This is a genomic window from Flavobacterium microcysteis (genome assembly GCF_006385255.1).
Classification (GTDB): domain Bacteria; phylum Bacteroidota; class Bacteroidia; order Flavobacteriales; family Flavobacteriaceae; genus Flavobacterium; species Flavobacterium microcysteis.
In genome coordinates this window covers 18,959-31,014 of record NZ_VFJE01000048.1, presented here as the reverse complement: position 1 = coordinate 31,014, position 12,056 = coordinate 18,959, and the positions used below count along the sequence as shown (strand labels likewise).

The 12,056-nt window shown below is 37.8% G+C and carries 11 protein-coding genes; 6 read left to right on the top strand and 5 right to left on the bottom strand.

What is annotated here, in order from left to right; all coding sequences use genetic code 11:
* Positions 1-23: 23 nt before the first annotated feature.
* Complete coding sequence (locus tag FJA49_RS01335) at positions 24-593, bottom strand: pseudouridine synthase (RefSeq protein ID WP_139998050.1); 570 nt, start codon at positions 591-593, stop codon at positions 24-26.
* 124 nt (positions 594-717) lie between these two features.
* On the opposite strand from FJA49_RS01335, the gene FJA49_RS01330 reads away from it, so the two are divergent.
* Complete coding sequence (locus tag FJA49_RS01330; RefSeq protein ID WP_139998047.1) at positions 718-1,047, top strand: hypothetical protein; 330 nt, start codon at positions 718-720, stop codon at positions 1,045-1,047.
* Positions 1,048-1,058: 11 nt separating this feature from the next.
* Here the strand turns inward: FJA49_RS01330 and FJA49_RS01325 are convergent, their stop codons facing one another.
* From FJA49_RS01325 to FJA49_RS01310, 4 genes are all read right to left on the bottom strand, one after another.
* Entirely contained in the window at positions 1,059-1,598 is a 540-nt protein-coding gene (locus FJA49_RS01325) for a YceI family protein (protein WP_139998045.1), read from the bottom strand.
* Between the two features lie 93 nt (positions 1,599-1,691).
* Entirely contained in the window at positions 1,692-2,129 is a 438-nt protein-coding gene (locus FJA49_RS01320; protein ID WP_139998043.1) for a DUF6526 family protein, read from the bottom strand.
* A gap of 62 nt (positions 2,130-2,191) precedes the next feature.
* Entirely contained in the window at positions 2,192-2,608 is a 417-nt protein-coding gene (locus tag FJA49_RS01315) for a hypothetical protein (protein WP_139998041.1), read from the bottom strand.
* Positions 2,609-2,809: 201 nt separating this feature from the next.
* Positions 2,810-4,411 (bottom strand): GEVED domain-containing protein, encoded by a 1,602-nt coding sequence (locus tag FJA49_RS01310; protein WP_139998039.1) that lies wholly within the window; start codon positions 4,409-4,411, stop codon positions 2,810-2,812.
* 236 nt (positions 4,412-4,647) lie between these two features.
* Here FJA49_RS01310 and rmuC point away from each other — a divergent pair, with 236 nt between their 5' ends.
* The 5 genes from rmuC to FJA49_RS01285 all read left to right on the top strand — a co-directional run bounded on the left by rmuC (position 4,648) and on the right by FJA49_RS01285 (position 12,042).
* Positions 4,648-6,012: a DNA recombination protein RmuC gene (gene rmuC / locus FJA49_RS01305; protein ID WP_139998037.1), complete on the top strand. Its 1,365-nt coding sequence runs from the start codon at positions 4,648-4,650 to the stop codon at positions 6,010-6,012.
* A 12-nt stretch (positions 6,013-6,024) separates the two neighbouring features.
* Positions 6,025-6,570, top strand: coding sequence for an acyl-CoA thioesterase (locus FJA49_RS01300; RefSeq protein ID WP_139998035.1), 546 nt, complete (start codon positions 6,025-6,027; stop codon positions 6,568-6,570).
* 115 nt (positions 6,571-6,685) lie between these two features.
* On the top strand, positions 6,686-7,783 hold the full coding sequence (locus FJA49_RS01295) for a hypothetical protein (protein WP_139998033.1): 1,098 nt from the start codon (positions 6,686-6,688) through the stop codon (positions 7,781-7,783).
* Positions 7,784-7,807: 24 nt separating this feature from the next.
* Positions 7,808-9,841, top strand: coding sequence for an FG-GAP-like repeat-containing protein (locus tag FJA49_RS01290; protein ID WP_139998031.1), 2,034 nt, complete (start codon positions 7,808-7,810; stop codon positions 9,839-9,841).
* Between the two features lie 161 nt (positions 9,842-10,002).
* A complete protein-coding gene (locus FJA49_RS01285) occupies positions 10,003-12,042 on the top strand; it encodes a CRTAC1 family protein (RefSeq protein ID WP_139998029.1) in 2,040 nt (679 codons plus the stop codon).
* The last annotated feature ends 14 nt before the right edge of the window (positions 12,043-12,056 follow it).

Sequence of the window (12,056 nt, the reverse complement as noted above, 5' to 3'; positions counted from 1 at the left end):
TTTTAGAAATTTTAAAGTTTTTATTATAGTGAGAACTGGCCGACTTCTTTGACTTCTCCCGATTTCAAATTGTCAAGGTGAACATTACCTACTCTTACTCGTACCAATCGAAGCGTTGGAAACCCTACAGCCGATGTCATTTTCCTAACCTGGCGGAACTTTCCTTCATTTAATGTAATCGAAATCCAACTGGTAGGCCCGTGGCGCTCATCTCTTATTTTTTTAGAACGAGGTTCAAATCCCGGGTCGGATATCTTAATAGCATTACACGGATTTGTGACATAACGTATTCCGTCAAAACCAATCTCAACTCCTTTTTTTAGTTTTTCAATGGCTTCCTCGGTTATTACTCCATCTACTTGCGCATAATATTCTTTGGTTACTTTTTTACTCCTAACCAATTCGCTCATTAATCCGTCGGTTGTCAAAAGCAGTAATCCTTCCGAATCTTCATCCAGCCTCCCAATTGCCATTGTGCCTTCTGGAAAATCATATAGTTCTCCCAACAGTTTTTTCTTTCGTTTTAATTCATAGATAAACTGGCTGAGATAGCCATAAGGTTTATGCAACAAAAAATGCTGGTGGGCAGACATAGGATACTTTTGCCGCAAATTTACTACTAACAATCGGAAATCTTACACATTAAAGCAATGTTAAAGATGTGGCTTTTGTTTTTATATCGTCGTAAATTAACAAGAGGAACTAAAAATCAAAATTATGGCAACTTCAGGTAAAGACATCGGAAATAAAAAATGGAATGGTGAACAGGAAAAACCAAAAGGAGAAATCAACGAAGGTTTTAGCGGAAAAAATCTTCCGGACGATTATAACCCTTCCAAAGGGAAATTGAAAACAGAAATAGAGAAAGATGCAAAAGGCAACTCCGATGTTGTAAAAAGAGCTCGTCCAAGCAAAGATGTCAAAACAGATGAGAGCCTAAAGAACAAGAAAAATCCGGAGAACCGAGATAAAAATTCAGATATTGATCCGAATCGTTATCCTTCGTCACATCCGGACAATAAGAAAAACCGGGGTAATCTAAAATAGAAGATTACTAATTAATCTTCTTCTTTATCAAATTCGATGTTGGCATGGATTTTTAATTCTTCCCCAATTATCAAATGCCCGCTTTCGGTGATATCATCGGCTAGAATTCCAAAGTCTTTTCTATCTAGCTTTCCGCTGATTTCAAAACCTGCTTTCATTTTACCAAAACCATCTTTTGCCTGTCCACCAAAAACAGCATCCAAGACAATTTCTCTGGTTACTGATTTGATGGTTATGTTTCCGGTGAGCTTATAATGATCTCCCTCTATTTTTTTGAGACTTGTTGAGCTAAAGTTAATTTCAGGAAACTGATCGGCATCTAAAAAATCTTTAGACTTGATATGCTCATCTCTTTCGATATTGTTCGTATCAAAACTATAAACATCAATAGACAAGGTTATTTCCGCAGTTTCAAAGTCGTCATTTTTTGTGGTCATCTTTCCGTTAAAAATCTTGAATGCTCCAGAAATATGAGAAATCACCAGATGCCTGATTCTAAATTCTATGTTTGAATGATCGGGATCAATAAACCAGTGTGTAGTAAAATTCATAATTATATTCTTTAGTGTGAGAATGGCTAAGTATAAATTTACGCATAGCGATTTTCATTTTATAAAAATAAATCGTGAATTGTTTGTTAAAGTTTATACTCTATGATGGTCCGGTTTCCAATTGATTATGCTCTTTTTGATGGCCTGTCCCGAAAGATTTTCCTGCAAGGCTCTTTTTGCCAGATTTACAAATTCTTCGTCGGGAGCAAATCTCAAGGCAAACAGTTGGCTGTCGGACAATCGATCTTCAATAAGTTCAAGCCTCTCGCCTGTCAATGTAAAATACCGATAATGCAGTTCCATCCTAACAATCCTGTCTTGCAATGTCAATGCATAATGCTGCCGTAGCATAAAAGCCAGCCAGAAAATTAACAGCAGTACAATGCTGATAAAAATCCAGATGGCCCTTTCTGCTTCTCTACTAAAGACAAAATAAATCGCTGTCCCGAGTAAAAGCAATAACAAGGGATACAAAACAAAATGATGCGGAGTATAGAAACGGATATGATTGGAATAGCTTTGCGGTTTCATAGGACAATAATTTAGTTATATCCTATAAAAATAATCAATTCCAGAGATAATTCCGTGTCCTGTTAACCTAAAACCGGATTCTCCAAATCCTGGAGAGAAGATTTTTTCAGTTCGATGCAGAATGTACTACTATCAATATACTCTGCTGCCGAGAAATCGAGCAGGTACATTTTTTTTCTGAAAAATCCATAAACGGTGAGTACTATTTTTTGTGACTCATCCGGCTTTTCAAGCAAGAAGTGTCTTTTTTCAGTAATTTTAGTTCCAACCTTATACCATAAAGCATTTCGGAACCTATAATCTAATATGATAAATTTATCTCCAAAAAAGTGTTTGTTGGAATAATTGGAGTAAATCAGCCTGATATTTTTATCGGTCCTAAAAAAGACCTTAATAATACGTGCGGCTACATTGGTCACAAATTCATATGTGATAGGTGAATCTGTAACTTTTTCTAAAGCTAAATTTTGCGGTTTCATTAATAAGAACTTAGGGGGTAGATTACAATAATAAGAACTATTTCTTAAAAATTAATTAAAAAATCGACGAAATACCAAAATACACCCCTAAATCACCTAATTATACTAAAATTCACAATCCTTTTTTAAATTATCCTAAGATTTATAGCACAAAAAAACCGCCTACAGGAGGCGGTTTATATTTAAAATTAATTGTAATAATTAATTTTTGATTAATCGTTTAACGATTGTTCCATTTTCTCCTTCCAGCTTCATGATGTAAACACCAGTAGCAGCTTTTTGAAGATCGATAGTATAGCTATCTGATGCATTGTTAAATTGCTTAGAATAAACTAACTGTCCGGAAACTGAATACACATTGATTGCATTAACATTTGTTTGGTTAGCAAACTGAATATTCACCAATCCGTTTGTAGGGTTTGGATATACAGAAACCGAAGCATTTTCAAATCCAGGAGTTGAAAGTGACGGAGCTATTGTTACCGTATAATCTTCCATTTCACCAAAATTGTTATCAGCAACTACTGGCCCACAAGCAAATTGGTGTCCAAAAGATGTCGCAGCAGACGCTGCAACAACAACTCTCATTCTGGTGTTACCCACCACTGCCGTTGCAGGGATTGTTATACTACCAGCAAGTGCTTCATTCAATCCTGTACCAATATAGTTATATTCTGCCTCTTCAAAAACTCCATTTCTGTTGTAATCAATCCAAACACCAACAGACTCATATAACCATCCTTCTCCAGACGGTCCTACAGAAACAGAAACCGGAATAGCCGACCCAATATTAAATACCGGAGGCGTAACTGAACCACTATAGTTAGTATATCCTGTTGTTGAATTTCCACAAGCTGTAGCATTGGTCATTGTCCCAATAGTAACATTAGTAATTACGTCACCGTCACCGCAATTGAAGTTGATAGCATTTGTACAGTAGCAAGCATCAACTGAATTTTGCGCTACAGAAATTGCTGTTGAAGTAGCGGTTAGACCACTCCCAGAACAAGTTATGATAACTCTATAAAAAGTAGCTTGTGTCTGACCCGTAACAGTATAATTTAATGAAGTCTGTGCGCTACCTATATTAGCCCATTGGTCTGTTCCTGTTGGAGAAGACTGCCATTGGTAAGAAAAACCAGCAGCTGGTGTCACACCAGTAGCATTCAAAGTAAAGGAAGTTTGCGGGCAAACAGAAGCTTGGTTAGAAGTTGCCGCACCCACCGCAGGAGTACCAGTACACGCTGTAGCCGGAACGATATTTACAGCATAATCTTCATACTCTCCATACCCTAGATAAGGCGCTGCACAAGAACTTGTTGCCGCAATAGCTTGTGCATATTGAGCTTTAACCCTCATTCTTGTATTTCCGCCGATAGCCGTAACCGGAACTGCAACAGATGTTGTAACTACAGAACCCGCAGCTGGTGAATTTCCAATAGCTGTAAATTCTGAAGCGTCAAAAGTCCCATCATGGTTATAATCAATCCATACCGCTACATACTGGGCTCCAATATGTGCCGGAATTGTTACCGAAATAGTATGCGATTGACCTGCTATAATGCTGGCTGCTGTTCCTGCAGTAAAATCATTGTACCCTTGTGTTCCGCAACCAGAATCATTATTAATCCCTGCAAAAGTAACATTTGCAATTTGATCACCTTCTGAACAGTTACCAGTTCCAGTCGTACAATACGTCTGAGATTGAGCTGTTGCTGATACCAATAAAAAAGTTCCAAAAAATAAACTTTTAATTTGTGTAAAGTTTTGTCTTACACCTGACAGTAATGTAGTTTTTTTCATGAAAAGTTATTTTCATGCAAATAACCCTAATACATTGATTAAGTTTCGTATTAAAAAATTATTTACATCGTTATACTTCACTAAGATATGAATTTTATTGTTAAAATAAAATTTTAAAAGCCAAAACAGACAACAAATCCCTAAACTTTAACATCTATCAAAACTTTTTAGCCAGAAATCAAGTGCCGCAAAACCTAATAATTTATTCTTACTTTTACCTCTACAAAAATTTCAAAATGAACGACACAATCATCACCATCATTGCTTTTATAATTGCCTTAGCCATAGGAATTTTTATTGGAAAAGCATTATTTTCCGCCAATGCAAAATCAGAAAAAGCCGGCCTTGAAGAAAGAGTAAACGGACTGATGTCCCAAATCGAACAATTAAGGCTACAACACCAGCAGGAAATCCGGAATGCAGAAAATCAACTGCAGCAAACGGCAATGGAACGAGAAAACCTCAGAGCCGAGAAAGAGGCGTTCGCTATTCAGCTTTCTAAAAAAGAGGTGGATTTCGAAAACTTATGGGAACGCAACAAAGAGCAGAAACAGGAAGTAGAACAACTTCAGGAAAAATTCACAAAAGAGTTCGAAAATCTCGCCAACAAGATATTAGAAGAAAAATCTTCAAAATTTACCGAGCAAAACAAGGAAAACTTAAAAAACATACTCTCTCCTCTTCAGGATAAAATTCAACTTTTTGAAAAAAAGGTCGAAGACACGCATAAAGAAAGCATTGATTATCATGCTGCTCTTCGTCAGCAAATACTAGGCCTTCGTGAAATGAACGAACAGATGAGCAAGGAAACCCTTAATCTTACCAAAGCGCTAAAAGGCGATAGTAAAATGCAAGGAAACTGGGGCGAACTTATTCTTGAAAGAGTACTTGAAAAATCAGGTCTTGAAAAAGGCAGGGAATATGAAGTACAGCAGAGTTTCGTAACCGAGGATGGAACACGCGTTTTTCCTGACGTAGTAATCAATCTTCCTGACGGAAAGAAAATGGTTGTGGATTCAAAAGTATCGCTGATTTCTTATGAAAGATACATCAATGAGGAAGATGACATCCTGAAAGCCTCATTTTTAAAAGAACATATAAATTCTATAAGAAGACACGTTGAACAGCTGGGCGCTAAAAACTATCATGACCTCTACCAAATAGAAAGCCCGGATTTTGTACTTCTTTTCATTCCGATGGAACCCGCATTTGCCATAGCACTCAACGAAGATGCTACTTTATACAACAAAGCTTTTGAAAAGAATATTGTAATCGTGACGCCTTCTACCCTTTTGGCTACTTTACGAACTATCGACAGCATGTGGACCAACCAGAAGCAACAAGAAAATGCTTTTGAAATTGCCAGACAAGCCGGTGCGTTGTATGATAAATTTGAAGGCTTTGTGAGCGACCTGGTAAAGATTGGCAAGAAAATGGACGAAGCCAAAACAGAATACCAAGGCGCAATGAACAAACTGTTTGATGGAAAAGGAAACCTTATCAACAGTGTAGAACGATTGAAAAAAATGGGAGCCAAAGCCAAAAAATCACTTCCGGAAAATATACTGAAAAGAGCTGAAACCGACGAAACCGAAAATTAATCCCTATTGAACATGGACAAAATCTATAAAACTCCGAAATCTTCACGAATCACGATTTCTGAATTGATGCTACCTTCACATTCTAACTTTAGCGGTAAGATTCATGGCGGTTATATCTTATCGCTCATGGATCAGATTGCGTTTGCCTGCGCTTCAAAATTCTCAGGTACTTATTGCGTCACGGCTTCTGTGGATACTGTAGATTTCCTAAATCCTATAGAAATTGGCGAATTAGTCACCTTGAAAGCTTCCGTAAATTATGTAGGCAACAGTTCGATGGTAATCGGTATTCGCGTTACGGCCGAAAATATCCAAACCCGAAAGATAAAACATTGCAATTCGTCCTATTTTACGATGGTCGCAAAAGACGATGCTGGTAAAAACGTTTCTGTACCCAGATTGACACTAACAACAGCAGAAGAAGTACGTCGTTTTTGCGATTCTTTGAGAAGAATCCGATCCAAAAAAGAACACAAGGAACAGGAAGAATTATTTGACCACACCTCACTGGATATGCTACAAGAGATTCAAAACATGGACATCAAAATCCATCTGTAAAAGGCTTTCAAACAATTTATTATCAAGGCTATAACTTTTTTACTATAAAACCATTTTCTTTATAGTTTTATTATATATTTGCTATATTATTTCCTAATTTTTTGATAGCAAATCTATGAAACAAAACTATTTTTTAAAGAAATCATTATTATTCTTACTTTTCTTTGCCTTTATTTCATGCGGTTCTGACAATGATTATACTCCTATTCCTGAACCGACTTCTCCGGTTGTAGTTGACCTTGCTTCTGTTCCTTATCCAAAGTTATCCGATTACAAATTTTTTGAAGGAACGATGAAAAATCAGGTCCCATCACTTGATGTATTACCGTATGAACCAGCCAGCCAACTTTTCACAGATTATGCTCACAAAAAGAGATTTGTTTGGATGCCTAAAAACACAAAAGCCGTATATGACGGTGATGGGAAAACATTGGTTTTTCCTGTAGGCGCAGCATTGATCAAGACTTTTTATTATGACAATGTACAGCCTAATAATACTACCCGGATTATTGAAACTCGAATCATGATTCGAAAAGAAGAAGGCTGGATTTTTGCTAACTATATATGGAATGCAGAACAGACCGAAGCCACTCTTGACACAAACGGTAGTTTTACAGATATAACATGGATGGAAGGTGGAACTATAAAGAATGCGAACTATCGCATTCCGTCATCTGCTGGTGGAGAATGTCTTACTTGCCACAAATCAGTCGATAAGGCGCTACCAATTGGGCCAAAACCTCAAAACCTGAACTTTGCAATAAACTATGGTTCAGGCAGTAAAAATCAATTAGAAAAATGGGCAGAAGTAGGCTATCTGGATAACAACTACCCAAGAAACATTGTATCGACTGTGCGTTGGAACGATACCTCACAACCTCTAGAAAAAAGAGTACGCTCATACATTGATATTAATTGTGCTCATTGTCACCAGGAAGGCAGCCATTGCTCCTACCGTGACATGCGTTTTGCCTTCAGCGAAACTTCAAACATAGCCAACATGGGTGTTTGTATGGTTCCTGTAGACAATGTTGGTAGCGGATTATCACATATTGTAACACCGGGAACGCCTGAAAGATCAGTGCTGTCTTTCCGAATAGAATCTGTAAACGAATCAACACGAATGCCTTTACTAGGAAGAACTATTGTCCATGAGGAAGCTGTCCAAATGATTAACCAATGGATAAGTTCTTTAGACACAAGATGTAACTAACAACAAACAAACAAACAACAAATTATGAAAAAAAAATTACCCCAAATTATCTTAGCCTTTTCCGCTTTTTTTGCTCAGGCACAAGATAATTGTCAATCTGCCCTTACTATTACTCCGGGAAGATACACTATTACCCAAATTGATGGAGCTGCTAACACTAATGCTATTTGTGCCGGAACCATGGCTGCAACAAACGCTGAATGGTATAAGTATACACCCACTACAAATACTATAGTAACTATCACAACTGACCTTCTTGTTAATATTGGCGGAGATACCCGATTTCATATTTATAGAGGTAGCTGTGGAGCCTTGACTTGCTCTGGCGGTGATGACGATAGTGGAAATTTAGGAAATGGCTATTTGTCTGCCTATACTTTTAATGCCATAGCAGGAACTACCTATTATATTGTTTTTGATAATAGATGGCGAGCCACTGGTTTTGATTTTGTTGTGGCAGAAGGATCTTATACTCCGGAACAGCCAGAAGTGCCAGGACAAATTGTTCGATTTACAACCCAAACCATTTCTCTTACAGGTTCCTATAAAAACTGTGTCGTGGATATGAATGGTGATTATCTGGATGATATTGTCGGTATCAGCACCAATAGCCTAAATATCCTTTATCAAAATAGTGCTGGTGGATTTACTTCAGCCAATGTACCTACTACACCAATTACCTTTTTGCCTTCATGGAGTGTTACTGCTGCAGATTTTGACAAAAATGGCTATAATGACTTAGTAATGGGAGCTGGTAATGGTGTGACTTTCTTGAAAGCTAATAGCAACGGAACAGCCTATACAGCAATTTCAGGACCTCAATCCATATTCAGTCAGCGTTCTAATTTTGTAGATATCAATAACGATGGACATCTTGATGCTTTTGTTTGCCATGACGTAAATCCTAATGTTTATTATATTAATGATGGAAACGGAAACCTGGTCTTCCATCAAGGAGGTATGGGTGACTATCCGAATGGAGGAAATTACGGTTCTATCTTCGTTGATTATGACAACGATGGCGACCAGGATCTTTTTATTGCAAAATGCAGAGGCGGTAACGTTGCGGCTAGTACTGATGAATTGCACAGAAATAACGGAAACGGAACTTTCACCAACGTAGCTGCTGCTGCAGGATTAGCTGACCCGGATCAATCATGGTCAAGTGCTTTTGGTGATTTTGACAATGACGGCTATATGGATGTCTTGATTGGTTCAAATGCCAGTGGAACGTCACAAAAACTGATGCGTAATAATAAGGATGGTACGTTTACCAATGTAACTGCCGGATCAGGATTTGACACTTATAATGAAATGGGAAGAGAATATATTGCCCGTGATTTCAACAACGACGGATTTATCGATGTTTATGGACCAGGCGGTATTATAATGATTAATAATGGCGACTGGACATTCACAAAATCAGGCGGAGCTCCTCCTTCTCCTAATGGTTCTATTGGAGATTTAAACAATGATGGTTTTCTTGATGTACAGATATTAAACACCATCTACCTCAACGAAGGAAATGATAACAACTGGATTACAATCAACCTTAAAGGTATTCAAAGCAACAGCAATGGTATTGGAGCAAGAATTGAACTTTACGGAACTTGGGGCAAGCAAATCAGAGATGTAAGAAGCGGCGAAGGTTTTGAATTTGCCAATACGCTTAACACACATTTTGGAATAGGTGAAGCCACAGCAATTGAAAAAGTGGTTATCAAATGGCCTTCTGGATTAGTAGAGGTCATTTCAAATCCAACTAAAAATTCCAGACTGCTTATTACCGAAGGAGCTACTTTAGGCATATCTGAAGCCAACAGCAGTATGTTTGTGATTTATCCAAATCCGGCATCTCATCAAATCCGAATCCAGCTTAATGAAATGAAATATGACATTACGGATGCGAAAATATATGACTATAACGGAAGAATGGTTTCTGATGTAAAGATTAAAGACAATACTATCGATATCCAATCCTTATCTGTAGGAAACTATATGATGGTTTTACAAAATAGCAACGGTGAAAAATACTCACAAAAATTCATCAAAAAATAATAATCTTAAATAAAAAAATCCCGAACAGTGTTCGGGATTTTTAGTTTAAAACGCGAACTGGTTGATTCCTAAATTAGAAATCCAACCCTATATCATACTTCTTGATAAAACTAAAAAACATCGTAAAGAATAGAATGTAACAATTACCTAAAAACCAATCTATGAAACAGCATTATAACAAAAAACTCCCCCTGTTTATCCTTTGCCTTATGGCATTTGTAAGCAGAGCACAAGATAATTGCGAATCTGCATTGGAAATTACCCCTGGAATGTATTTAGTAGACCAAATCAATGGAAATGCCAATCCATATGGAATTTGCGCAGGAATCGGCACGGCTACAAACAGCGAATGGTACAAATACATACCCTCAACAAGTACTTCAGTAACCGTAACAACAGACCTGCAAGTTAATAGAAACAAAGACACTCGTTTTCATATTTACAAGGGCAGCTGTGGCGCATTGACTTGTGTAGGCGGCGATGACGACGGTGGAAATACCGGAACCGGACTTTTAGCAAGATACGCCTTCAATGCTACCGCCAACGCAACTTATTACATAGTTTTTGATAATAAATGGCAAAGCATCTCCTTTAATTTTCTCATAGTAGAAGGGGCATACACTCCCGAACCGTCGACAGTACCAGAAGAAATCGTTGGATTTACTCGACAAACCATAGCCTTAACCGGCAGTTATAAAAACTGCGTTGCAGATATGAATGGTGATTATCTGGATGACATTGTTGGCATCAGTAGCTCTAGTCTTAACATTCTTTATCAAAATAGCTCTGGCGGGTTTACTCCAGCAACCATAACAATCCCTACTGTTAACAATATGCCCTCATGGAGCGTTACTGCAGGCGATTTTGACAAAAATGGTTATAATGACTTAGTATTTGGAGGTGGCAGTGGTGTGACTTTCTTGAAAGCCAACAATACTGGCAACGGCTACACGAAAATATCAGGACCTCAATCTATATTCTGTCAGCGTTCCAATTTTGTAGACCTCAATAACGATGGAAATCTTGATGCTTTTGTTTGTCACGATATAAATCCTAATGTTTATTATATTAATGACGGAAGCGGAAACCTTGTCTTCCACCAAGGTGGCATGGGCGATTATCCAAACGGAGGAAATTACGGTTCTATTTTTGTTGATTATGACAATGACGGCGACCAGGACCTCTTTATTGCAAAATGTAGAGGCGGTAACGTTGCGGCCAGTACTGATGAATTGCACAGAAATAACGGAAACGGAACTTTTACCAATGTAGCAGCAGCTGCAGGATTAGCTGATCCGGATCAATCATGGTCAAGTGCTTTTGGCGATTTTGACAATGACGGCTATATGGATGTCTTGATTGGCTCAAATGCGGGTGGAACAGCACAAAAACTGATGCGTAATAATAAGGATGGCACGTTTACCAATGTAACTGCCGGTTCTGGATTTGACACCTATAACAATATGGGAAGAGAATATATTGCCCGTGATTTTAACAACGACGGATTTATTGATGTTTATGGGCCAGGTGGTATCATAATGATTAACAATGGTGACTGGACATTCACAAAATCTGGTGGAGCTCCTCCTAATGGCGCTATTGGAGACTTGAACAATGATGGTTTCCTTGATGTCCAAACAGCAAACATCGTCTATTTCAACAACGGAAATGACAGCAACTGGATTACAATCAACCTTAAAGGCATTCAAAGCAATAGCAATGGTATTGGAGCAAGAGTAGAACTTTACGGAACTTGGGGCAAGCAAATCAGAGATGTAAGAAGCGGCGAAGGTTTTGAATTTGCCAATACGCTCAACACGCATTTTGGAATAGGAGAAGCCTCAGTAATTGAAAAAGTAATTATCAAATGGCCTTCTGGATTGGTAGATGTAATCGAAAATCCATCTAAGAATTCCAGACTGCTAGTTACTGAAGGTTCTACTTTAGGCGTATCTGAAGCCAATAGCAGTATGTTTGTGATTTATCCGAATCCGGCATCTCACCAAATCCGAATCCAGCTCAATGAAATGAAATATGACATTACGGATGCTAAAATCTATGACTATAACGGCAGAATGGTTTCTGATGTAAAAATCAAAGACAACACTATTGATATACAATCCTTATCTGTAGGAAACTATATGATGGTTTTACAGAATAGCAATGGTGAGAAATACTCCCAGAAGTTCATTAAAAAATAAAGAATACTTTAATC

Excerpts from the sequence above, each read along its gene's own strand:
- FJA49_RS01335 (WP_139998050.1), bottom strand. The coding sequence starts at position 593 with ATGTCTGCCCACCAGCATTTTTTGTTGCATAAACCTTATGGCTATCTC.
- FJA49_RS01330 (WP_139998047.1), top strand. The coding sequence starts at position 718 with ATGGCAACTTCAGGTAAAGACATCGGAAATAAAAAATGGAATGGTGAA.
- FJA49_RS01325 (WP_139998045.1), bottom strand. The coding sequence starts at position 1,598 with ATGAATTTTACTACACACTGGTTTATTGATCCCGATCATTCAAACATA.
- FJA49_RS01320 (WP_139998043.1), bottom strand. The coding sequence starts at position 2,129 with ATGAAACCGCAAAGCTATTCCAATCATATCCGTTTCTATACTCCGCAT.
- FJA49_RS01315 (WP_139998041.1), bottom strand. The coding sequence starts at position 2,608 with ATGAAACCGCAAAATTTAGCTTTAGAAAAAGTTACAGATTCACCTATC.
- FJA49_RS01310 (WP_139998039.1), bottom strand. The coding sequence starts at position 4,411 with ATGAAAAAAACTACATTACTGTCAGGTGTAAGACAAAACTTTACACAA.
- rmuC (WP_139998037.1), top strand. The coding sequence starts at position 4,648 with ATGAACGACACAATCATCACCATCATTGCTTTTATAATTGCCTTAGCC.
- FJA49_RS01300 (WP_139998035.1), top strand. The coding sequence starts at position 6,025 with ATGGACAAAATCTATAAAACTCCGAAATCTTCACGAATCACGATTTCT.
- FJA49_RS01295 (WP_139998033.1), top strand. The coding sequence starts at position 6,686 with ATGAAACAAAACTATTTTTTAAAGAAATCATTATTATTCTTACTTTTC.
- FJA49_RS01290 (WP_139998031.1), top strand. The coding sequence starts at position 7,808 with ATGAAAAAAAAATTACCCCAAATTATCTTAGCCTTTTCCGCTTTTTTT.
- FJA49_RS01285 (WP_139998029.1), top strand. The coding sequence starts at position 10,003 with ATGAAACAGCATTATAACAAAAAACTCCCCCTGTTTATCCTTTGCCTT.